This window comes from Xenorhabdus bovienii (assembly GCF_024721015.1).
GTDB classification, from domain to species: domain Bacteria; phylum Pseudomonadota; class Gammaproteobacteria; order Enterobacterales; family Enterobacteriaceae; genus Xenorhabdus; species Xenorhabdus bovienii.
Window position 1 is genome coordinate 19,723 of sequence record NZ_JANAIF010000012.1, and the last position, 26,192, is coordinate 45,914.

10 protein-coding genes are annotated in these 26,192 nt (G+C 45.5%); 2 read left to right on the plus strand and 8 right to left on the minus strand.

The window, feature by feature from the left end; all coding sequences use genetic code 11:
* Window positions 1-5: 5 nt before the first annotated feature.
* The 7 genes from NXS07_RS05380 to ydgH all read right to left on the minus strand — a co-directional run bounded on the left by NXS07_RS05380 (window position 6) and on the right by ydgH (window position 20,483).
* Window positions 6-11,510 carry a non-ribosomal peptide synthetase gene (locus NXS07_RS05380; RefSeq protein ID WP_258086312.1) on the minus strand — a complete coding sequence of 3,835 codons (11,505 nt, stop codon included), beginning with the start codon at window positions 11,508-11,510 and terminating at the stop codon, window positions 6-8.
* A 491-nt stretch (window positions 11,511-12,001) separates the two neighbouring features.
* The gene (locus NXS07_RS05385; RefSeq protein WP_258086313.1) at window positions 12,002-13,003 is read right to left on the minus strand and encodes a fimbrial protein; all 1,002 of its coding nucleotides are present in this window, start codon (window positions 13,001-13,003) and stop codon (window positions 12,002-12,004) included.
* Between the two features lie 48 nt (window positions 13,004-13,051).
* A complete protein-coding gene (locus tag NXS07_RS05390; protein ID WP_038223332.1) occupies window positions 13,052-15,601 on the minus strand; it encodes a fimbria/pilus outer membrane usher protein in 2,550 nt (849 codons plus the stop codon).
* Between the two features lie 39 nt (window positions 15,602-15,640).
* Window positions 15,641-16,327 (minus strand): fimbrial biogenesis chaperone, encoded by a 687-nt coding sequence (locus NXS07_RS05395; RefSeq protein WP_046336716.1) that lies wholly within the window; start codon window positions 16,325-16,327, stop codon window positions 15,641-15,643.
* A 110-nt stretch (window positions 16,328-16,437) separates the two neighbouring features.
* Entirely contained in the window at window positions 16,438-16,971 is a 534-nt protein-coding gene (locus NXS07_RS05400) for a fimbrial protein (protein WP_038213178.1), read from the minus strand.
* An 846-nt stretch (window positions 16,972-17,817) separates the two neighbouring features.
* Complete coding sequence (locus tag NXS07_RS05405) at window positions 17,818-19,209, minus strand: amino acid permease (RefSeq protein ID WP_258086314.1); 1,392 nt, start codon at window positions 19,207-19,209, stop codon at window positions 17,818-17,820.
* A 320-nt stretch (window positions 19,210-19,529) separates the two neighbouring features.
* Window positions 19,530-20,483, minus strand: coding sequence for a DUF1471 family protein YdgH (gene ydgH, locus NXS07_RS05410; protein WP_258086315.1), 954 nt, complete (start codon window positions 20,481-20,483; stop codon window positions 19,530-19,532).
* Between the two features lie 367 nt (window positions 20,484-20,850).
* Between ydgH and pntA the strand changes: the two genes are divergently transcribed.
* The gene (gene pntA / locus NXS07_RS05415; RefSeq protein ID WP_258086316.1) at window positions 20,851-22,383 is read left to right on the plus strand and encodes a Re/Si-specific NAD(P)(+) transhydrogenase subunit alpha; all 1,533 of its coding nucleotides are present in this window, start codon (window positions 20,851-20,853) and stop codon (window positions 22,381-22,383) included.
* 10 nt (window positions 22,384-22,393) lie between these two features.
* Window positions 22,394-23,782 (plus strand): Re/Si-specific NAD(P)(+) transhydrogenase subunit beta, encoded by a 1,389-nt coding sequence (pntB, locus tag NXS07_RS05420; protein ID WP_038193574.1) that lies wholly within the window; start codon window positions 22,394-22,396, stop codon window positions 23,780-23,782.
* Window positions 23,783-24,160: 378 nt separating this feature from the next.
* On the opposite strand, the gene NXS07_RS05425 is transcribed toward pntB, so the two are convergent.
* On the minus strand, window positions 24,161-25,738 hold the full coding sequence (locus NXS07_RS05425; RefSeq protein WP_258086317.1) for an acyl-CoA dehydrogenase family protein: 1,578 nt from the start codon (window positions 25,736-25,738) through the stop codon (window positions 24,161-24,163).
* Between the last annotated feature and the right edge of the window lie 454 nt (window positions 25,739-26,192).

A 26,192-nucleotide genomic window follows, 5' to 3' on the forward strand; every position in this document is an offset into this window, starting at 1 on the left:
CACTGCTATTTAGAATAAAAATTCTTTGCTAATTTTGTCCATAGCTCAGCGACAAGTGGGGAAGTCGGCTTACCCACGGTTGAAGCCAGCTCACACAGGGTGGGGTGAGTGAACACCGCCGCTAACGGAATCTCCATATTTTGCTCATACATACGAGCCAGCAATTGTATCGCTGTCAGCGAATGGCCACCCAACTCAAAGAAATTGTCATGCCGGCCGACTTTTTCCAGTTTCAGCAGCTTCTGCCAGATTTGGGCCAGTGCCGTTTCCATGTCACCGATGGGGGATTCATAGCCGCGAGTCACGACAGTTTCTTCACGCACTCCGTGGGATTGGGTGAAGTGCTGAATCAAGGTATCTTGCAACTGCCGATGTTCGGTGGCAGGCAGAATAGAGAGGTTCACGATCGGCCGTTGAGGTTCTGTTTCCAACGCCTCAACCAGACCCGCCAAGGCGGTGGTCATATAGGTGATCAGACACGCCGGATCGATACCCGGTACGGCCTGAGCCGCCAACAGAAAGCCTTTACCCAAATCATCCACAGCCAAGTAGAGGGGATAATTAGTCCTCTCCTGTGCAGCTGTCAGGTGTATGCCCTCCCATAGGGTGCGGGTTACATCCGATTGGCTATGGCGATAGTTAAGGAGTGAACTGAAGAGCGGCAGGGGCGGCGCTACACCGCTACAGCGCTGAGCTAGCGCCAGTGGTGCCTGCTCGTGTTCCAGCAGTCGCGTCAAACTGCGATAAGCCGCTTTCACGGTCTCCTGTACACTGTTCCCTGCAAGTTGGATCCGCACAGGCAGCGTATTGATAAACAGACCTAGAATCCGCTCGATGTTGGCACTTCCCTGCATGCGCCCCAGTAAAACTGTCCCGAAGACCACATCATCCCGCCCACTGATTTTTGCCAGCACCTGCGCCCATGCGACATGGAACAGCACGCCGGGACTGACTCCCTGGCGGCGCGCCTGCGTTCGGATAGCTCTGGCCAGTGCTGCATTAAGTGGTTTAGTAACCTCAGTCACTGGTCTATCCCCACTGTAGACATCCAGTATCCCGAAAGGTGCGGTCGGCGCATCTATGTCGGCGAGCATCTCACGGAAACAGGCCTCGTGATCTGACATCGGTACACGTAAGGACTGGGAGATAAAGTGGCGGTAAGGCAGTGCAGGGGGTAAGTGCCCGGTACGATGGTGCAACAGTCCGTTGATTTCATCAATGATGAGATCCAATGACATATGGTCGTTGAGGATATGGTGGCAGCATAGAGCCAGCAACCACTTACCTTGGCGCGGATCATGAACGATATCAGTGGAGAAAAGCGGAGCCTGACTGATATCAAGACGGTGCCGGTATGGGTCAGTGTGCGCCAGCAACTGAGAAGGAATGTCCTTGTCGCTGTCCGGCACAAAGGTGTCGATGCGCAGGGGCGCCTGACGCCAGACAACTTGCACTGGCTGGGGTAATTTCTGCCAGCAGAAGGCGGTGCGTAGAATATCGTGGCGATCAATGACTTGTTGAAGAGCCGTCAGAAAGGCATCAAGGCGCTCGCGGGTGTCGAAAGTAAGCAAGATATGTAACAGATAAATATCCCCTTGTGTTTGCAGCAGGTGGTGGAACAGCATGCCTTCCTGTAACGGGGCGAGCGGGTAGATATCCTGGATATTAGCCGCCCCACCGGGAAGGGTAGCGGTGATGGCATCAATCTCGGATTGCGTCAGGGACACCAGAGGCAACATGTCCGGGGTGATGGCGGTACAACCATCAGGAATGAGATTGGGCGGTGTAGTGAATGTGGCCGTGTTACCTCCGGCTATCTGCATCACTTTCGCTATCTCGGTAAGCACGGGTGTAGCGAATACGGTACGGATATCAATGATCCAACCCTGGCTGCGCAGCCGTTCGATCAGACTGACTACCATTAGTGAGTGACCACCGAGTTCAAAGAAGTGGTCATAACGGCTCACCTTTTCCAACCCTAATAACGCTTGCCAGATCTCGGCCAGTGCTATTTCCATGTCGCCGACGGGAGCTTCATAAGTGCGGGTCACGACCGCCGCCTGATCCGGCATCGGCAGTGCCTGACGATCAAGCTTGCCATTAGGTGCCAGCGGGAAGGCATCGAGTGTTACAAAGGCGCTGGGTAGCATATATTCGGCAAGGTGCTGCGCGAGCTGCTGGCGCAGTTCCGCTGGTACCAGTTCCGTATTTGGTTCGGCGAGCAGATAGGCAACGAGGCGCTTGTCGCCCGGCATTTCTTTACCGGTAGAAACTTCGCGATGAAGCACAATAGCCTCACGCACGCCGTGGCATTGTACTAATCTGGTTTCGATTTCCCCCAGCTCGATACGAAAACCGCGTATTTTAACCTGGAAATCATTGCGACCGAGATATTCGATATTGCCGTCAGTCCGCCAGCGACCCAAGTCGCCGGTTTTATACATGCGGGCGTTGGGGTGGTCGCTGAAGGGATCGACAACAAATTTCTCTGCTGTTAGTTCCGGTTGGTTCGAATAACCACGGGCGACGCCCATACCACCGATATGGATTTCGCCGCTCACGCCGACAGGAACTGGCTGACCGAGCGCATCCAAAATATAGATGCGGGTATTGGACAGCGGGCGACCAATTGGAACGTTGTCGGTAATAGACGGAGTATGTTTGTCATCTATCATCAGTGCCGTGGCAGTGACGGTTATCTCTGTGGGGCCATAGGCGTTGAACCAACGGCAGGATTGCGTCTCTGGGCACGACAACCAATCCATTAAATAGCGGTATTCTACTTTATCACCGCCAACAATGACGGTGTGCAGATAGGGGCTGAAACCACCGCGTCCTGCCATTATCTCTTGTACCCAGTGGTGCCAGAAGGCGGTCGGTATATTGATGATAGTAATTTTTTGATCACGTAAGAAATCGACAAAAGTGATATTCGGTATTTTGATATGGGGCGGACGTAGAACCAGTGTGGCACCCGATGCAAGGGTAGGGAAAATATCCGACACCGAAATATCAAACGCTATGGTCACAAATTGCAGAATACGATCGCCCAAGCGGGGCTCACTGATCTGGCATTGAGCATGAATAAGGCTCACGGCATTGTGGTGTTCCAGCATGACGCCTTTTGGGTGCCCAGTTGAACCGGAAGTGTAGATGATATAGGCCAAATGGTGCGGCTGAAGCCCCATTTGTTCGCTGTCAGGGTTATGCGCTGGCTGTTTCGCCACGCTATTTTGATGAATTTCATCATCCAGCAGCCAGATGGATAGGTCTTGTATTGAGAAACGTGTCTGTAAATGCTTCTGGGTTAGCAATATTACGGGCTTACTGTCCGATAACTGATAAACCAGCCGTTCAGTGGGATATTCTGGATCGAGTGGGATATAACCGGCTCCGGCTTTTAAGATCCCGAACAGGCCTATGATCATATCCAAACCCCGTTCAACACAAATCGCTACGCGATCATCAGGACGCACGCCAAAGGCTATCAGACTGTGTGCCAATTGATTAGCGCGTCGGTTCAGCTCGTGATAACTCAGCGATTGACCTTCAAAGACCACGGCCGGGGCGTTCGGTGTGCGTTGCACCTGAGCTTCGAACAGTTGATGAATCAGCTCATGTTGCGGGAAGTCGACTTGAGTGGCGTTGAAATCAACCAGCAACTGCTGACGTTCGGCAACGGACAGCATCGGCAGACGGGCAATGGCTTGCGTTTCATCGGCCGCCATGGCCGTCAGTACTTGAGTGAGATAACCCACCATGCGCTCAACCGTCGCACGGTCGAACAGATCCGAGGCATATTCCAGATAACCATTGAGGTCATCTACGGTTTCAATGAGTGACAATGTCAGGTCAAAGTGCGCGCTGCGATGTGTCTGTTCAACCAACGAAACGGATAAACCGGGTAATTCAAAGGATTGGGTGGGGGTATTGTTCAGCGCCAGCATGATCTGAAAGATCGGGCTGTAGCTCAGGCTACGCTCAGGTTGCAGGGTTTCCACTATTTGTTCAAAAGGCAGGTCTTGATGAGTATAGGCCGCCAGCGCTCGCTCGCGGACGTGGGCGAGCAGTTCTGCCACGCTAAGTTCCGCCACTGCGTTGCACTGCCCCAATTCGATACGCAAAGGTAGGGTATTGACGAAAAAGCCGATCAGCCCCTCAAGTTCACTCCGTGGGCGATTGGCGACAGGGGTGCCGATGACGATATCGTCCTGACCACTCAAACGGGTAAGCACGATCCCCCAAGCCGTAAGCAGGGTCATAAATAACGTTGTGCCCTGACGCTGTCCGAGCGCCTTGAGGGTAGTCAATAAGTCAGCATCCAGATGGACAGGCACATGGCTGCCGGCGTAACGCTGCTCTGGTGGGCGTGGTCGGTCGATGGGCAGCGCCAGCAGCGACGGTGCGCCCTGAAGTTGCTCTCGCCAGAAATCCCGTTGCGCAGTGAGAATATCACCCTGCAACCATTCGTGTTGCCAGACGGCATAGTCGGCATACTGAATAGACAGGGGCGGTAAAGGATCACCATGCTCCCCAAGCGCGGCACAGTAGAGTGCTCTCAGTTCGTGGATCAATACCCCCACTGACCAGCCGTCGGTGATGAGATGATGCTGGGTGAGGATCAACACATGTTCTTCGCCCGCCAATTGCAGCAATTGACCTCGAACCAGCGGTTCGTTGGCAAAATTAAATAGGGTTTGTGTTTCGAGTTCCATCAATTCGTCAATACGGATTAGACGGGAAGCCTCGTCTAATCCGCGCAGATCCTGACAAATCAGGGTAAAACCGATATCCGCGTCGTCAATTTGCTGGTAAGGCTGTTCATCAATCAGGACAAAACGTGTGCGCAGGCTTTCTTGTCGGGCAACAAGGTTGTCGAGTGCGGCTGTAAATGCGGTGTGGTCTAACTGTCCGTGCAGGCGAAGAACCGTAGGGATATGGTAGGCCAGACTGGCCTTAGGATTGAGTTGGGCGAGGAACCACAGGCGTTGCTGGGCGAAAGAAAGCGGCAGTGACTGACGGCGGTCGGCGGTCAGAATGACGGTTTGCGCGGCCACTGATGCGCCGATGAGTACGGCAGCTAAATCAGCGAGGACAGGGTAGGCAAAGAGTTGCGGTAAGGGCAGTTCCAACGCCAGCCGCTGGCGTACTCGTGCAGCAAGCTGGATCGCGAGCAGGGAATGACCGCCGAGCTCAAAGAAATGGTCGTAACGGCTCACCCTTTCCAGCCCTAATAACACTTGCCAAATCTCGGCCAGTGCTATTTCCATTTCACTAACAGGCGCTTCATAGCCACGCGTCACCACCGCAGATGAATCAGGGACAGGGAGCGCCTGCCGGTCGAGTTTGCCATTAGGCGTCAGCGGGAAGGCATCGAGCGTCACAAAGGCACTGGGCAGCATATATTCGGCAAGGTGTTGCGCGAGCTGCTGGCGCAGTGCCATTGGTTCCAATTCAACACCCGCCTGAGGCAGCAAATAGGCGACCAGACGCTTCTGACCTGCACTATTTTCATCGGAAATGTCTTCTATCACAACCGCCTCGCTCACACCGTGGCATTGCACCAATCTGGTTTCGATTTCTCCGAGTTCAATCCGGAAGCCGCGCAGCTTGACCTGAAAATCGTTGCGGCCGAGGTATTCAATATTGCCGTCGGGTAGCCAGCGGCCCAGATCGCCGGTCTTGTACATGCGCGCTCCGGCTATTGTTGTGAAGGGATTGGGCAGGAAACGTTCCGCCGTCAGTTCGGGGCGGTTCAGATAGCCGCGGGCAACACCGGCACCCGCGATATGGATTTCCCCTGTAACACCGAGCGGGACAGGTTGACTGTCGGCGTCGAGGATATAAATTTGGGTATTGGCGATTGGGCGACCAATATGAGCGACAAAGCCAGTCATCCGGTTCATGCGTACCCAGGTTGAATAGGTTGTCGTCTCCGAAGGGCCGTATAAATTGCACACCTCCTGTACAGAAGAACAAGCAAACAATTGTTCGACAACGTGCGGTTTCAGTGCTTCACCAGCCAAATTGACTGTTCGGGTAGCCGCAGGGATCGCGTTAGTGTCGATCAAATGCGTGATGGCCGATGGCACCGTATTGATTAGGCTGACCGATGGTTTTTTGGTGACCAGCGAAAGCGCATCAGAAACAAGATGAACCGTGCCACCGGAGATAAAAGGCGCAAAACATTCGTACACGGCTAAGTCAAAATTGAGCGAGGTAGCGAAAAGGGTATGGGCTAGCTCTTCAGGGCGGAAAGCTTGTTGTACCCAGGTGAGGAAATTCACCGTATTGCGGTGTTCGATCGCCACTCCCTTGGGCAGACCGGTAGAGCCTGAGGTGTAGATCACGTATGCCAGATGGCGTGACGTCAGGCCCAGTGACCGCGCATCTGGATTATCGGTTGGCATAGCCTCAATCAATGGTCCTGGGTTGTCGAGTATTATCATGGGCATAACCGTAGGCACCGTGCTGGTCAGACGATCGGCGAGCATCTTCTGGGTTAGTACCACCTTTGGTGTCGCGTCTTCAAGCATATACGCCAGCCGCTCGTCGGGATAAGCCGGGTCGAGCGGTACATAAGCCCCGCCAGCTTTCAGAACGCCTAATAAACCGACTACCATAGCCAGACTGCGTTCGACATAAAGTGCCACCCGATCATCAGGGCGTATCCCCAACGTAATTAGATGATGCGCCAGACGATTGGCACGGTGGTTTAGCTCGTTATAACTCAGCGATTGGTCTTCAAAGACCACGGCGGTGGCGTCTGGTGTGCGCTGTACTTGCGCTTCGAACAGTTGATGAATCAACGCATACTGCGGGAAGTCGACTTGAGTGGCGTTGAAATCGACCAGCAGTTGCTGGTGCTCGGTGGCGGGCAGAATAGAGAGGTTCACGATCGGCCGTTGAGGTTCGGTTTCCAACGCCTCAACCAGATCTGTAAGAGCGGTGGTCATATAGGCGGCCAGACGAGCCGGATCTATACCCGGCACGGTCTGGGCAACCAGCCGGAAGCCTTCACCCAAATCATCCACGGACAAGGTGAGAGGATAGTTGGTTCTTTCCTGTTCTGCCAACAGACGTATACCTTTACCTTCCCACGCGGCAAAGGTTGTCTCTGGTTGACTATGACGATAGTTAAGCAGTGCGCTGAAGAGCGGCAGGGACGGTACCACACCACTACAGCGCTGCGCCAGCGTAAGTGGTGCCTGCTCGTGTTCCAGCAGCCTCGTCAAATTACGGTAGACCGTTTGCACGGTCGTTTGTACGCTGTTCCCTGCCAGCCGGACCCTCACGGGCAGGGTATTGATAAACAGGCCAAGGCTCCGAGCGATGCCTGCACTCCCTTGCATACGCCCCAGTAAGACTGTACCGAAAACCACATCATCCCGCCCGCTGGTTTTAGCCAACACCTGCGCCCATGCGACATGGAACAGCACACCGGGACTGATACCTTGACGGCGCGCCTGCGTGCGGATGGCCCTGGCCAGTACCGCATCAAGTAGATGCGTGGCTTCCGTCACCTGTCTATCCCCGCTGTGGACATCCAGTATCCCGAAGGGAGTGGTTGGCGCATCCACACTGGCGAGCACCTCACGGAAGTAAGTTTCGTGCTCTGAAGCCGGTACGCTCAGGGACTGGGCGACAAAATTGCGGTAAGGCTGTGCTGCGGGTAAGTTTTCGGCACGATTTTGCAACAGTTCGCTGATTTCAGCGATGATAAGTTCCAGGGTGATATGGTCACTGACCAGATGGTGGAAGCACAGAACCAGCAACCACTCGTTCTGGATCGGATCATGGGCGATATCGATGGAGAAAAGCGGAGCCTGACGCAAATCGAGACGCCGCTGGTGTGGGTCGGTGTGTGCCAGAAATTGAGATTGGACGTCCTTGTCACTGGTCGGCACAAACGTGTCGGTGCGCAGAGGGGCCTGACGCCAGACGACTTGCACTGGCTGTGCTAATCCCTGCCAGCAGGCGGCGGTGCGCAGAATATCGTGGCGGTTAATGACCTGTTGTAAGGCTGTCAGGAAGGCAGTGAGGCGTTCATGTGTGTCGAAAGCGAGCAGGCTGCGTAATAGATAAGTATCACCTTGCGGTTGTAACAGGTGATGAAACAGAATACCTTCCTGTAATGGCGCGAGTGGGTAGATATCCTGAATATTAGCGGCACCACCGGGGATGTTGGCGGCAATAGTATCAATCTCGCGCTGGGACAAGGATATCAGGGACAGCATATCAGGCGTAATGGTGGTACAGCCGTCAGGGATGAGATTGGGTGGCACGGTGAAAGCGGCAGCACTGTCTTGAGTAAGCAGCATTGCTTGCGCCATTTCGGCCAGCACTGGTGTGGAGAAGACGGTACGGATGTCAAGAACCCAGCCCCGACGACGCAGTCGTTCGATCAGGTTCACTGCCATTAGCGAATGACCACCGAGCTCAAAGAAATGGTCATAACGTCCCACCTTTTCCAGCCCCAATAACATTTGCCAAATCTCAGCCAATGCCGTTTCCATTTCATCGGCAGGTGCTTCGTAGCCGCGCGCTACGACCGCCATCTGATCCGGAGCAGGTAGAGCCTGACGGTCGAGCTTGCCATTGGGCGTTAGCGGGAAGGTGTCGAGTGTTACAAAAGCGCTGGGCAGCATATATTCGGTAAGGTGCCGTGCGAGCTGCTGGCGCAGTTCCGCTGGCACCAGTTTCACATTTGGTTCGGCGAGCAGATAAGCAATGAGCCGTTTTTCACCCGGTGTATTTTCATCAGAAATGTCTTCTCGGGCAAGGACAACTGCTTCGCGCACGCCGTGGCATTGTACCAGTTGAGACTCAATTTCTCCCAGTTCGATACGGAAGCCGCGCAACTTGACCTGAAAATCGTTACGACCGAGGTATTCGATATTGCCGTCAGCCAGCCAGCGCCCTCGATCACCGGTTTTGTACATGCGTGCTGCCGGCATGCCGGAAAACGGGTCGGGCAGGAAGCGTTCCGCCGTCAATTCAGGACGGTTCAGGTAGCCGCGGGCAATGCCAACACCGGCGATATGGATTTCCCCCGCCACACCAAGGGGGACGGGCTGTCCATGCGGATCAAGGATATAGATACGAGTATTGGAGATTGGACTGCCGATAGGCGGAGTCCCTTCTTTTTGGTTATCGCACAGATAAATAGTTGAACAGATCGTACTTTCAGTCGGCCCATAGGCATTAAGCATGCGTCGACCGGTAGCCCAGCGTTTGATCAGTGAGGATGGGCAGGCTTCTCCGCCTACGATCAGGGTCTGTAGTGTCACAGGAACGGAATCCAGTGCAGCCAACGCTGTTGGCGACAACAACACATGGGTAATGGCATGGGATTCCAAAGTATCCAGTAGTGCTGCACCGGGCAGGAGATGTGTGCGCTGGGCAAGATGGAGACAGGCACCTCCCAGAAGTGCCATGCAGCATTCCCAGATACAGGCGTCAAAGCTGTTTGAGGCAAATTGCAGGATATGACTGCTTGGCTCGATTGCCAGGGCATCCTGCTGTGTCGAGATCAGATTACTCAGGCCGCGATGCTCGACCATCACTCCTTTGGGGAGTCCGGTAGATCCCGAAGTGTAGATCACATAGGCCAAATGGTGTGACGTCAGGCCGAGTGCTTGCGCGTCCGGATTGTGGGTTGGTTGCGTTGCTATAGTCGATTCGGGCTTGTTGAGCACTAGCGTAGGTATGATTCTGCTGACCAGTGTGTCGAGCAGTACCGTCTGTGTGAGCAGAGCCACTGGTGCTGCGTCATCAAGCATATATGCCAACCGCTCGGCAGGATAGGCCGGATCGAGCGGTACATAAGCCCCGCCGGCCTTGAGGATACCCAATAAACCGACCACCATATCCAGACTGCGTTCGACACACATCGCCACCCGATCGTCTGGGCGCACATTCAACGCAATCAGATGATGGGCCAGACGATTGGCGCGGCGGTTAAGCTCGTCATAACTTAGGGATTGGCCTTCAAAGACCACGGCGATAGCGTCAGGATTGCGTTGTACCTGTGCTTCGAACAATTGATGAATTAATGCATTTTGCGGGAAATTGGCTTGAGTGGCATTGAAGTCCACCAATATCTGTTGGCGTTCAGCCTCGGGCAAGATGGGCAAATTCACTATCGGCGTATCCAGAGCGGTGATGGCGGCGTCGATCAATACGGCAAAACGAGATTGGAGAGCCATGACTTCTGAGGTGCTCAGGTAATCGGTAGAGAAATCGAATTCAATTGTGATGGGTTGAAGGTCATCGCCAAGACCGGTTGTGTACTGCTTGATGATGATCGAAAGAGGATAGGGTACACCATGGTGTATATCAAAAAATTGGATGTTGGTATCTTCTCCTGCCATATGCAGGTTGGCTTTAAACGGTTCGAGTGACAATGTAATGTCAAATAATTGAACACGCCCCGTTTTCTGCTGAATATGTGTTTGTCGGTTGATCTCTGCAATAGGAAAACGTTGGTGCTTATAGCAACGACGCAATTCGGTAGCGGCTTTGTGCATGACATCAAGGAACGTGTCTTCTGGTGAAATTGTCACGCCAATCGGAATAACGGATGCAAACATTCCCATGGTGTTTTTTTGTTGGGCATTTTTGCGGTTGTGCACAGGAATGCCGATGACAATTTCATCCGCCCCCGTCGTCCGGCTGAAATAGCTAGCCAGAACGGTATACATAAAATGCAGGACGGATAATCCCTGCCGAGCTACGGTGTCTTCGATGCGTTGAAAAAGCGCCTTGTCTATTTGCCAAAAAATAGGTTTGGCTTGACCGTGACTTGCGGCTTTGTTGGGATTGGCAGTTGGGAGCAATGGCGGCGGCAGGCTTTCATAGCGTTTCACCCAAAATTGCAAATCGTGTGAGTAGCGTTGAGAAGCCAGATAATCTCGGTCATCCGTAATGAAATTCAGATAAGAAGGAGCAGTTCTGTTCAGCGTTTCTCCCCTCATTAGGCGATTGTAGGTATCGACAACATCTTCACTGAGTATGGATAAACCAATACCATCCATGATCAAATGATGACAGCAAAACTGCCAGTACCGGCGTGTATGGCTCACCCGTAATAATTCGCTACGCCATAGCACTCCATCCAAGTGGAACGGACGCATAAACTCGGCATCGATATGTTGTTTGGTTTGGGCTTCTGCGTCGATATGCGGAGAGAAATCGTGTATGTCCATGAACACGGGGAGCGTATCAGTCACCTTTTGCAGCGGTAAGGTGTGGGTGTTGATGAGCTGTAAACGCAGTGTGTCATGACGATAAACAACGGCTTCAAAAGCACGAGCGAACAAGGCTTCATCCAATTCACCGTCGATGCAGGTAAAAAGACCGATATTGTAATTGGGAGAACCGGGATGGATAACCTGATCGAGCCAGATGACTTGCTGAGGAGAACTCAACGGGTGTGCATGAGGAAGAAGAGAATTGTTGTTATCAACGGCTAAGGAAATTTCTGAGGAGCGATTTTGGCTGTGTGACATACTCATTTCTCCTTTGTAATAATTAAGATCCAACCTGATACTTCTACCTGAAAATAAAAGAACTATTGACTTTGATTAACCTGATGTCTGGATAAAAATGAACTTTAAACACATCTCAAGATAAGAACTTTTGTCTGTAAATAGATATATCAATGAGTGATTGTAGGTAAATTAACTAAATTATACCTTGATGTCGATACTTTGTTTCTGGCAGAAACATCGTAAGCGAGGATGTTGGGGTGCATGAATTGTAGTCGTGTGATTATTAAGAGAATCTGGCTAGATGAAGGGGATAAATATGCTGTTTCGGATTAAAAACAAGTGGCTGTTTTAGCAGCCACTTGTACGATAATTATTCGTTTAACTGTTATCGTCCTCTGGGCAACGAGGTAAAATTGCAGCCTTTCGGACAATCCAGCCACCAAAAGAATAGCCCAAGAAGTGAAAAGGCCTTTGGGCTGTGTTTGGCGGATCGTCTTGGAGATTTGCATTTATTGATAGGTCAACGTAATCGTTGCCGTTGCATCTGCCTTGCCTGGTGTCACCCGTCCTTCTGTTTGGATATAACGAGCGTGCAGTGGAATAGCAAAATTGCCTATTACTTGGCCGGAGTGAATTATAAGCGGAGAACCCATTGATAACGGTTGATTTTGGTACAAGATCTGCAAACCAATTCCGGTTGCCGTGACGTTGTCACTATTATAATCCAATGCCCAGATATTATTGGCATTGCTTTTTGCAGGTCGTCCATCCAGCGTCACGCCAACTTTAACATTCGCATCGCAATCCAGATTTAATTCGAAATTTCGCATGCCGGCTGTGCTATTCATGCCGCGAAACGCACTGGTTCTGACTTCTCCCATATTGACGAAGGTCGTTTTTTGTTTGAGGGAACACCCCTGAATCATGATATAAGTATTTGTCAAAAAGAAAGCATGAATAGGGAGATCGAGCCCCAATTTAGCTCTGGTCAGCAGCCTCTGATGAGTTGGCCCTGAACCGGTTGTTGGCGTAATTTTGATTAATTGAACGGTCAAATAACCCCATGTTCGGCCACAATATTGCTTTTTATTTGGAAACTGACTCGGCGGGGAACAAGTGACTGGGTATGTCACTGTTCTGGGTAGCCAATCAATACCATAGCCGGGTCCCCATGTATTGATGCGGATACCGACCCCAGGCACTCCAGATTCATAAATCGCATCATAGTTGTAGTGTGCGGGATCAAAGTCCGGCCTTTCCCATGACGTAGGTGTGGTTGTATTACAGAGGGCAATATTGCCTTTTTCATTCACTTCATCAAGACGAATTTCCTTGATGGTTGTTCCAATCGGATAATCTCTAGGAATAACGATAGTGCCAAAAGAGACATATGTAGTACCGGCTGAAAAACTCGGCGAATATTGGCAGTCATAATTTGCCAGAGCATTAAAACTACTCATTATGCCCGCGATAAACGTACTTGCTAATAATAATTTTAAGCCGTTAACCATATAAAATTTCCATAATATAAGGAATATCAAATAGATACTATGATATCGTTATTCACAGGCTGCATTCACCATGTACAAACCTGATGTCGGTATTTCATCAGGAAGTTGATAATCCACATGACATTCCTGAATATCCTTGTACCCCCATTTCACCCATAACCGACCTGTCTTAGGAACACCACTGAAATAAGCCTGTCCATCATTACTGACAATGGTGTTGTTGGCGTCATCGATATCATGTTGTTTTTCCAGTGTTGCTGTTGCGCCAAATGGGATTACTTTACCTTCATGGGAAAGCACCATTAAAACGCGATAGCCAATACGGGTTTGGAAATTGGCTAAAGCCAATGAGCCTTGGGTTGGGATGATAGTTTGCGTATTGATATCAATATCAACATTGTTGCCCATTGAATAAGTATCCAGAGCAATACGGTTTTTACGATAACTACTCACATAAGGTACGATGGCATAGCCGTTCCAGTCTGTTGAAATACCGGTATGATTTTGAACTTTAACCCCTTTGGCACCATGGGCACGTACTAATGCCAGTGTATCTCCCAATGATTGGGAAAGCGTAACACCGTAAGGATGCGCAACAACCCCGCCATTTAAGCCGTAATTCAGTTGGTTGGATTGTTTATCGTAATTGTAACCCGCGTTGATCTGGCCATATGCACCTTTGTATTCCGCACTGATATTCCCGCCAATATCTTTATCGTGATGGGTATAATTTTGCTGGATACTGTAAATCAGATTGTTATCTTCCAGGGCTGTACCATTGAGACTGATCTGATGGGACGTATCCCTGTTTTTACTGTTGGTCAGGTTATAACTTACCCAGCTATTTTTCAGCCAGCGATCAAGCGGGATTTGCACACTGAATGATAAAATCTGCTCATTGTGTTTTGAGCCGGGGAATTCACTGTAGGTATAATTCAGATTATAATTAATTGAATGATAACTGGTATTGTAACCAGCACTGATGTTCCGTTCGTAACCTTGTTGGTACCAGTAATTTTGCTGAAAAGCAGATAGATAAACGCTTCCCAAATTCCCCAGTGACTGGTTGACATGCAGTTGTAATTTACTGCGTTTATTGGTGTTGCTGCGGTTATCTTTGTTGTCTGTAATATCGATCTCATTGGCGTCCTTAAAATCATAAAAGCGGTGAGTCGAATAACGATAACCCGCTAAAGTGAGGTTAGTGCCTGTTTGGGAAAGATCTTTTGCATACTGGAAACGATATGACTGCCCTGAATCACTGAAATTCTCAGCTAAATCTGATTTTGCATGAGTGACATCAAAGGAGAGAGAACCCCAATCAGAAAAGCTATATCCTGTACCGAAGGCAGCGGATTGATAATCTTTTGAGAGGGTGGTTCCACCATAAACCGTCACACGGTTGGAAATACCATATATCACCATACCCTGCATAAAATAAGGTTCTTTGCCACGATGAGTGAAAGATTGATATTTCCCCAGAGTCAGGGAGTGTCGCCAACTATTTTCCCGTAACATGATAGGCACGGCTGAAAAAGGCTGTACAGAACGATGTTCTCTCCCATCCGCTTCCTTGATAATAATTTCCAGATTACCACTGGATGTGGTGGGGTAGAGATCGCTGATAACAAAAGGCCCAGCAGAAACATAGGTTTCATAAATGATATAACCATTCTGTTTAATGGTAACTTGAGCATTACTTTGGGCTATTCCCCGTATCGTGGGTGCAAATCCTTTCAGGCTATCAGGCAGCATGTTGTCATCAGAAGCTAATTGCATTCCCCTAAATTGAAAACCATCAAAAATGGTTGAAGGTGTATAACTGTCACCAAATACCAACTGGCTTTTCAGGGCATGAATATCACGTTGTAGGTAAGTGTTAAGACTTTGCCATTTGTGGTTTTGGCTGCTGTAAGTAGAGTAATTCCGCAACCGCCATGCTCCCCAATTGGCGCCTGTTCTAAGATTGAGAAAATTGTTGCTTGTCGATCCAGGTTGATTATTCAGCCAATTGATTGAACCGCTGTAATTATAATTAACCAGCAGAGAGGTTAACCCCTGTTCCCACAAATGAGATGAAACATAATCCCTGACTTGGCTATTCAGAGCGGCTTGGGGAATACTGATATCAAGCCGCTGCTTATTGAAGTCGAAAAAAGATGATGCAGATGGAATATATTGCCCAAGATCAGCTATTTCTGTTTCTTGTGGTAAATCACGTAAGGAGGGGAATGAGTCAATACTAACTCCCATCTTCTTTAACCGCTGTAGTTTAATCTTCGGCGATAGCTTATGGTTTACAATGCTAAAATCGACATTCCCAGTGTCTACTTTTTCCCGATTGAGGTAAATATCCACCCAATAGCGGCCAGGTAGTTGCTGATTATCTTGAGTAAAAATTGATAGATCAATATCTTCTGGAAAGCCGGAGTGAGTTTCCAACGCATTGATATTGAAATATTCTTCACCATAAGCCTCATTATAATGAGTGAAAAGCCATGTGATTGTTACAGCATATAAAAACACTTTGCTTGGCTTGATAAATAATACCCAATTATCAGAAATATTATGTTGAAGATAATGACGGTAGTTATCCATAATGATTTTCTAACCTTGATATATTGTGTAAATTTATGGTCAGAACATGCGTTTTTCTTCTGGCGTTACACCGCCAAAATCATTGATGGTTTTCCAAGTGACATAGTTGATATTTTTAACGGGAATATCCCAACTTAATTGACCATAAGGAGATATCATACCAGCCGGTTTTATTTCATAATTTATTGAATTATTTCCAGTGGTTAGGTCAGAAAACGAGATATAGTATGGTGTTGGGTTCTCTGCGATTAGCTTATGTCCTACGGTTTTAAACTTCAGTGCTTTGTAGGCAATACTGGCGTTGTCTGCTAAACCGACAGGGCGATAAAATAGCTTAAAGCGGGATTTCACGGTGATTTGCAATTGGTTCTGATCTGATTTCACTGTTCCTGGGATAGACTTGACATTAAGCCAGAAAAGAGACTCTTTATCATTTGGCAAGTTTTCGCCAGTTTTTACAATTCGCAGAATATTTTCATTTCCGGCGGTTAATTTGAATAGTGGGGGAGTGATAATAAAAGGAACTTTGGTTTCATTATTTTCATCTTGAACCCATGATTGAATAAGATAAGAAACATCTGTTTCAGGATTGCTAACGGAGATTGATGCTTCTTTTCGGTCACTAATATACACAACACGAGTGCCACCGATAACGACACCAGCAAAAGAAATATTGGTGCTGAAAATGTAGATAATAATGAAAATAAAAACACGAAAATATTTCAAAGTGGTTGCTCCAAACAATATTATGTTTATCTATTAATGAATAGATTAAATTAATTATTATTATTCATTGGCTATATTGTATTATTTGGGCATCCCTGCCATAAAAATCCTTAGTTGTAGACAATAGTAAAGTTGGCTATCGCATCACCGGAACCAGGGTTAACAGTTGAATTTGTAGCAATATATTTAGCAATAAAATTCAACTCTTGTTTGGATTTATTAGTCAATTTCTGAGATCTGGATGGCTGCGCCAGAGAAATAAGAGTTGCGCTATCGGCTTCATAAAGACCGAGTGCAACTCCGTCAGCCGCTTTTTTCTTTGGATTGTCGTTGTTTAATGCCAAAAGGTTATTATTTCGGCTATCCGGATTTCCATCAAATTTAACTTGGGCATAATTAACTTCTGTAGGGCAGTCAGTCAGTGTGATACTGAAACGTGTTGCGGCTGATGCGCTATTTACTCCATTGAATGAACTTGAACTGATAGTACCCATGTTAACAGTTTGGTTTGCAGAACTAGGATCAATTTTACATGCAGTTGCGGTAATGTCGCCTGTAAATTTGATTTGTCCATCGGCGGCATATGCTGCCGATACAAATACAGATGATACAAATAAAGAGGAAATAATTAGATTGGTTTTCATTTTTAATATATCCCATCCCTGACGAATTGATACGGCAGAGATATAGATTATTGAGTTAACATTAAAGCCGTATAATTATGATACAGCAAGTGATTTGTCCGAATTTATACCGAAATACAACAAAGAGACGTCAGTTAACGTTTCTTTATCGACAAACATTTCGAAGAATATAGTAGCGATTAATTGACAAAGATAAAAATAATAACTCGCAATAATTCATTATTTGAAGTTTTTAACTATTAAGTAAATATTAATAGCATTCTTATTCAGAAAATGGAATGTTTTTCCACCGCGGATGAACGTTTATTCTGTTTTATAAGATTAATTATTAGTTGATGAAATTCCGTGAAAATAAATGCAATTTTAAACGTGTTTATTTTTGTAATTGAATACTTTTACCATATTTTTAACCAAATATTATTTATTTGTGACAACATGTTTCTTGGGTAATTTAAACACTTTAAATTTAGTATTTGTTAGAGTTTATAGCCAGAATTCAACTAAATGATAAATTTTCTATCCAATTAAAGTTAACTCTCTGTTAATAATAACTAGTCCAGTATGATAAAAATCTAGTTTTTGTTTATTAATTAATAAAAATAAATCATCAAGGAAATAGTATTAATGTTTATGGATTGCATGAATATTATCCACATTCTTTCATTTTAGTTACAACATACTTTAGAGGTTAAAAAAAACAAATACTATCAATACCGCAAAAACACAACACAAAAAAGCTTAATAAGGCTCCTATTTCAAACAAAAAATTAAGGAGAGAAATTGATGATTCTCTCCTTAAGAAGGCTTAAAATAACTTATATACTTATCAAACAGATGGATAGATGATTAATGTATTAGTAACCATGTAGAGGGGATAGTCGTTAGTATCAAAAGCACAATAGCTGATTTTTCCAGTATATTCAGTGGCTTTTGTCCTTGATTCTGTTTACGTGCATACAAGAAAACAAGCAATCCAGGTGCATACAATACAACAGAAAGAAGCAAATGCATTAAACCAGATGCGTAAAGTAACCACACACCATAAGTACAGGCCCCTACAGCAATCAACAACAAAACTCGGTTACTACGTTGAAATGCTACTTTCACTAAAAATGCACCGACGAGAAAGTAGGGGACAAGGATCATTTCCGATGCAATAGAAAGCAACATATTGTAATTGCTGCCACTTAACCAGATTAAAATCAAGGAAATCTGAACAGCTCCATTGGTTATCCACAATGATGACTCAGGTGCTTTTTTAGCGTTCTGTTTATTGAATACCTTAGGAAATGAGCCATGTAAGGAAGCGATAAAGGGAACTTCCGCGGCCATAATTGTCCAACTCAGATAAGCACCGCAAACGGAAATGATCAGGCCAGCAATAATAACAATTTCACCCGCAGAGCCAATTAACCCTACCATCAGGTTTGCCATTGAAGGATTGCGCATTGCCGCTAATTCAGGTCTTGCTACCAATCCAAGAGAGAGCAGGGTAACCAGGATATAAACGCTTAATGCTGAAACAACAGCGAGAACAGTTGCGATACCGATATCTTTGCGCTTTTTGGCCCTGGCTGAAACAACAACGGCACCTTCAACACCAATAAAAACCCACAAGGTGATCAGCATCGTATCTTTGACTTGTTGCCAGACGGGTATCCCCATTTCAATGCCAGTGAAGTCAAACGTAAAGACATCCATTTTGAATGAAATTACGGCCAAAATGGTGAACATACCCAATGGTAACAGTTTTGCCACTGTAGCCAACTGGTTGATACTAGCCGCAGTTTGTACTCCTCGGAGTACGAGCCAATGAACAAACCAAAGCAAAATAGATTCACCAATCAGAGATTGCCAGGTATTCCCATCACCGAAAATAACTGAATGTTCGGTGTCAGTAAAAAAACTTAATGCCGCAAAGACGATAACCAGATAAGAAACATTGGCAATAATGGCACAAAACCAGTATCCCCATGCAGAACAGAAACCAACTAATTCGCCAAATCCTTCTCTTGCATAAGTAAAAATTCCACTGTCGAGGTCAGGGCGAAGACGTGAAAGCAATAGCAAAGAAGTGGCCAAAAAGAGAATACCTACGCCTGTAATCCCCCAACCAATCATTAATGCAGCAGGACTGCCTACTTGTGCCATATTTTGTGGCAAGCTGAATACACCCGCTCCCACCATGGAGCTAAGTACCAGTGCTGTCAGAGATGTGAGGCCTAATTTTTTTTCCAAAGATAGGTTCCTGAAAGTAATATAATCGACACGATTAGTCAGAACACTTGTTCTGAATATCGAACACATATTGGACATTTATTGCATCCATGCTCTGGATTGCAGAGAAGATTCAGTCGTTAAATCCAAAAACAGGGCGATTCTACGGAGTGAAAGGATTGTATGCAATGGGTGACTATGCAAAAAAATATAAATTTTATGCATAAAATAATGTGTGTTAGGCGGGATATATAAAGAACGAATTATTTAAAAAACGTGTTCTGGTCATGATAAAAAAGCACAAACCATCATTTGTGCCTTTTTCATCAATAACAGATTAATTATTTGAATAAATCAGCGCTGACAGTGATGTTACCACCATTGGATTGCCACTCTCTGGTGACATGATAGTATTTCGCGCCTTTTTTCGCTGCACGTTTAGCCACTTGATAAGAAATTTCTGGATCCGTGGTGTAATAACCAGAGAAGGTAATCGAGTCAAAAGGAACCATTTGAGCGGCAGATGCTTTATTCAGTTCTTCCATTTTTGTGCCATCAGATAACGTGACCGTGTAACGACCACCTTTTGATGACTGGGTTTCAAAAAATCGCCCAACCAAATTGCTGGTAGAAGTTGAGGAAGCAACACCTGGAATTTCAACTTTCTCGGCTTCTTCGCCGCCTTGAGCCAGTGCCTGACGGCCAGCCTCCGAATCTGCTGGAATAACCGCATTATTAGACTGTATCTGACGTTTCGGTGCATCTGTTTTATAAACATATGCAGTAACTATTTGGTTTCCGCCATTATTGGGAGAAATATCACGAACAATAAAGAAAGAGGCAGCATCTTTCTTTTTAGCAGCCTTAGCGATGGCCTCTTTCAGATCAGGGGCAGTAGCAAAGTAACCATTCACGGTTACAGTATCAAAAGGTTCCAGCGTAATGGCTTCAGTTTTAGGCAGCTCTTTAATTCCACGATAAATGCGATAGTTAGTTGTTTTATCGGATTTTTCTGCATCTTTATGATACAAGTCGGCTACAACACGTAAATTACCACCACCATTAAAATCGTCGAGACTTTGGATATAGAAACTATAGGCGCCTTTTTTATCCGCCTGACGGGAAATCGCATCAGCAGCTTCATAGATTGCATTGAAACGGCCAGTGACTGAGATTCGTTCAAATGGCTTTAGCTCTACAGCTTGTTCTGGCGTTAATTCTTTAGCCGCATGTGCAGCAGTAATCGTTGTTAGCGAGAGCATCGCTGTAGCGATGATCGTTGTCTTCAGCTTCATAAAAAATCCTTTCGCCTTGCGCATTAAAATATTTATAACGTGCTGAACATTGTTATGTATCACATAGGCCGCAATTATTACATGTAATAATGCCAATTGTCGCAAAAATTTATGCTATCTAAATAAATGAGTGTTAGTTTTTGGTACATGGTGCCAGCAATTTTAATAAAAATAGCGATTTATACGAGCGATAGCATCGTTTACATTGAAGGTCACTTTATTTTTCCCTGATATTGTTTTCAATTAGTGACTATTTTATTTTTTATTGATAGGTTTTATTGATAGCAGTAATAAAATCAACCTTATCGTTAAATTGGCTTCAACAGGTAATAATCAGCAATATTTCATTCTTAGAGAAGGAAACATTATGCATATTGGTGTACCAAAAGAGCAACTTTCCAATGAAGCTCGCGTTGCTGCCACACCATCAACGGTGGAACAACTGCGGAAATTGGGGTTCAGCGTTAGAGTGGAAACAAGGGCTGGGCATCTTGCCAGTTTTGATGATATTGCTTATCAAAAAGCAGGAGCTGATATTGCAGAACATCATGAAGTTTGGCAATCAGATATTATTTTTACAGTGAATGCCCCGGAAGACAAAGAAATTGCCCTGATGAAAGAAGGGGCGACGCTGGTTAGTTTTATCTGGCCAGCGCAAAACCCAGAATTAATGACAAAATTGTCAGAACGTAAAGTAACGGTTCTGGCAATGGATGCCGTACCACGAATTTCCCGTGCGCAATCACTAGATGTCCTCAGTTCAATGGCAAATATTGCTGGTTATCGGGCTATTGTTGAAGCGGCTCATGAATTTGGGCGCTTCTTCACTGGCCAAATTACAGCAGCAGGCAAAGTACCACCAGCTAAAGTTATGATTATCGGAGCCGGTGTTGCGGGGCTGGCCGCTATCGGTGCGGCAGGAAGTCTTGGCGCTATTGTCCGAGCTTTTGATACCCGTCCAGAAGTTAAAGAACAGGTACAAAGCATGGGTGCTGAATTTTTGGAATTGAATTTCAAAGAAGAAGCTGGCAGTGGTGACGGCTATGCAAAAATCATGTCAGAAGCCTTTATCAAGGCAGAAATGGAATTGTTTTCTGCACAGGCAAAAGAAGTTGATATTATCGTTACAACGGCATTGATTCCGGGGAAACCTGCACCGCGGCTGATCACCAAAGAAATGGTTGAGTCCATGAAGCCTGGCAGTGTCATTGTCGATTTAGCTGCGCAGAATGGAGGTAACTGTGAGCTGACGGAGGCTGATAAACTCGTTGTGACACCAAATGGTGTAAAGATCATTGGTTATACCGACTTGCCTAGCCGTTTACCCACTCAATCGTCACAACTGTACGGCACAAATCTGGTTAACCTCGCGAAGTTACTGTGCAAAGAGAAAAATGGCGAAATCACTATCGATTTTGAAGATGTCGTTGTACGTGGCGTTACCGTAATTAAAGAGGGAGAAGTCACATGGCCAGCCCCTCCTATTCAAGTTTCCGCTCCACCCACCAAACCTGCGACGCTGAAGAAGAAAGAAGATAAACCAGCAGCAAAGCCGAGATCTCCGTGGTTGAAATATGGTTTGTTTGCTCTTGCCATTATCCTGTTCGGCTGGTTGGCAAACGTTGCACCGAAGGAGTTTCTGTCTCACTTTACCGTATTTGCTTTGTCTTGCGTGGTTGGTTATTACGTCGTCTGGAACGTTAGCCATTCATTGCACACACCCCTGATGTCGGTCACTAATGCCATTTCAGGGATCATTGTCGTTGGGGCAGTCCTACAAATTGGTGAAGGTGGATGGGTGAGTTTCTTCTCATTCATCGCTGTTTTAATTGCCAGCATCAATATTTTTGGTGGTTTCACCGTCACCCAGCGTATGCTGAAAATGTTTCGTAAAGGGTAAGGGGTAACTTATGTCGAACGGAGTAGTTACAGCGGCATATATTGTTGCCGCCATTTTATTTATTTTCAGCCTTGCCGGCCTTTCCCGCCATGAAAGTTCTAGGCGAGGTAATATCTTTGGTATAGCCGGTATGGCAATTGCGCTGATTGCCACTATTCTGGGACCCGATGCTGGCAAAGTAGGTTGGATTATTTTGGCGATGATCATCGGTGCTGTCATTGGCATTCGCCTGGCCAAAAAAGTGGAAATGACCGAAATGCCTGAATTGGTCGCCATCTTGCACAGCTTTGTCGGTCTGGCAGCGGTTTTGGTCGGGTTCAACAGCTTTATTGCCCATGATATTTTTGTTGCTCCCATTATGGAAAACATTCACCTGACAGAAGTTTTCTTGGGGATCTTCATTGGTGCAGTCACCTTTACTGGCTCAATTGTGGCATTCGGCAAATTGCGCGGCAAAATTTCATCCAAACCGCTGATGTTACCCCACCGCCATAAACTCAATTTGGCCGCGTTGATTGTTTCCTTTGTACTGATGGTTATCTTTATAAAAACCCAAAGTGTTGGTTTGCAAGTTTTCACTATGCTAGTGATGACTGCTATCGCACTTGCTTTCGGTTGGCACTTAGTGTCGTCGATCGGAGGGGCAGATATGCCCGTCGTTGTTTCCATGCTGAACTCATATTCAGGCTGGGCAGCCGCAGCCGCTGGTTTCATGTTAAGCAATGACTTGCTGATTGTGACCGGTGCTTTAGTAGGTTCTTCTGGTGCAATCCTTTCTTATATTATGTGTAAAGCGATGAACCGTTCTTTTATTAGCGTCATCGCCGGTGGTTTTGGTACTGATGGTACTTCAACGGGTGATGAACAAGAGATGGGCGAATACCGCGAAACAAACGCGGAAGACGTTGCTGAACTGCTAAAAAATTCCACTTCAGTTATTATTACGCCAGGCTATGGTATGGCTGTTGCTCAAGCGCAATATCCGGTACATGACATCACCGCAAAATTGCGTGAGAAGGGCGTTAAAGTTCGCTTTGGTATCCATCCTGTTGCGGGGCGTTTACCGGGTCACATGAACGTGTTGCTTGCTGAAGCCAAAGTTCCTTACGATATTGTCTTGGAAATGGATGAAATCAACAATGATTTTACTGAGACAGATACCGTTCTGGTTATCGGAGCCAATGACACAGTAAACCCAGCAGCTCAAGAAGATCCACACAGTCCGATTGCGGGAATGCCTGTACTGGAAGTTTGGAAAGCACAAAACGTAATTGTCTTTAAACGCTCTATGAATACAGGATATGCAGGAGTACAAAACCCGTTGTTCTTTAAAGAAAATACCCAGATGCTATTCGGTGATGCAAAAGCCAGTGTCGAAGCGATCCTCCGTGCACTGTAGTTTTGTAAGATAATAATTTTATACCAGAGAGCTTCATGTTGTGGCATGAAGCTTTTTTTTGCCGTTTTTTAGAAAAAGATCTTTATTCAATCCATTATGAGTAAGCAGGATAAATAAAAACGAGATACAATTTAAACCGAGCTAATCAGCCCGGGAGTGTTTATAAAAATATACTGTACTTTATTCTTTTCCTTGCATAAAAATCAGTTAATCTTTTAACTGATTATGATTCTCTGCATACCAGGATATATAGTCGTCACTGGATATTGGTGTTTCAATTCTAGATTTATCCACTGCAAACTCGGAAATATAATCATTTATTTTTTCTGCGTATTTACGTATATACTCTATGCGCCTTTCATCTATTTTTTTAGCTTCCTAAAAATCAATGACTTCACCTATTAATAGGTTACTCATGGTACGGTGAACCCAGTCGAGAAGATAACCTTCGATAATCATATCAATATCATCAGTGTGATATGCGTCAATAATTGTCGTCACTACGGATAAAACAGCATATGTCTGGCTTAGCCCCAGAAAATCACCGCTATATTTATTAACAGCATCGAAATTTGTTTTTTTACTGCCACTGACTATTAATTTATTCAATTTTTGTAATAAAAAATCCATATAATCATTCAGAATGAAAAATAAATCATGCTGAACATTTTCTTTATTATTTTTTATTCCACCAATAAAAATCATCTCTCCAGCCTTCAGGGAGAGTACAACGTTATCACCTTCGGCGGTAATTGCACCAAAATTGCCCATTAAATAATGGGGTATCTTGTTGATAGAAAATAATCCATGAGCGCCACAGCGTTCACGGCAATTAATTAATATTTCTTGTGTACGCCATGTGCACAAGGACTTTGCAGTAATAATTTCAATAAGTACTTCATCTGAGAATTTAAAATTTTTAACAGAGCCTGATAGCATTACTGAAACTTTTTTGGTTAATTCTCTTAAATATAATGCATGTGTGACCGTACTCAGGGTATCCCAAGCTACGCCCTCTCTGAAATGAAAATAATTAATTATTGGCATAGCCCCTGAGTAGCCGAAAGTTTGTCGTTTATTACCATATGTACTGGTGATATGAAGAGCCGATTTAGCCCCTGCAACCGAGCTTACGGCCATGCATAATTTCCCAGTATGTATTCGGTTTGTAATTAACGAAAACCGCTCTTTTAATCTTTTAGTATGTAATGATACCTGACCATTTCTGGTCAATGTGATCATATTGCTAGCAAGGAGCCCTTCAAAAGGAATTTCAACGTTATCAAATGAAGTTATTGCGTTATCAAGATAAAATCCTGGCTTATTGCCAAGTGAAGTGATTTTAACTCCAACAGTTAACTGACCATTTACTGACAGAGGGAGTACAAACGGGAAAATACCATATTTTTTCCCTGATACTTTTAGTTGAGCTAAAATTACAGCTACTTTTGGTAACTCACATGGTAGGGTATTAGGCATAAATTTATATGCACCAGGATTGGGTGAATTAAGTATGAACACACCTTTTTCCGGAAGATAATCAGCCTGTGTTTCGATTGCTATCAGATTATTACCGTAAGCCAGTTCAGTCGCCAGATATACGCCAATAGCACTACCTGAACAAAGCTGTTGGTATAGATTTTCTATATATGGTGTTTGAGCACCTAAGTTGGCGATAGTCCCTATGGCCAGATTAAAATGAATTGACATCATAGAAACTACAGCGGCATCATGCGGAGCTACGAGTTCATAAAGCGCAACCAATTCATTAAATGATGTTATATCAATATTATTATCCTGAATGTAATTAAGTAACTTTATGAATTTCTTTACTGACGACTGGTAATCATTGCAGGGAGTTTTAAGTATATTAAAAATATTATCAGATGATTCGTCATTCTCTATGTCTAAATAACCATTTAATTTTAATGCTGAATTACATAATGATTTATTCATTTTGCTAAGACCTTCTTCCTGAATAATAATGGGTAATTAGCCACCTGTAGTATAAGCGGATGCAGAAAAAGTATTGTAGATAGTGCTCATCAGCATGTAGTAGAAAAATATAATTTAAAACTTGCTTTATTATATTTCACCCTATTTTTTGGCCTAAAATATCAAAAATCGCGCTCCGAAATAAGTACAAAATACAGTAGTACTCCCTATTATTAATTAATGGTAAGTCGCTATAGCGTGGATTTGAATGTTTGTAAAGCGTCGCTTTATTTAGTCAGCTTAGTTATAAATTCGGGGTTTAAAGTAGAAACTCAGTAAGAATACGCACTCTGTTCCACTATTTGCAATAGCGCAGTTTTTAATATGATTAGTATCAATTGAAACGCAAGATTACATCGAAAATAGGATAATAGTCTACAAGATATTGGTTACCAAAACTCTCTGAGACACCTTT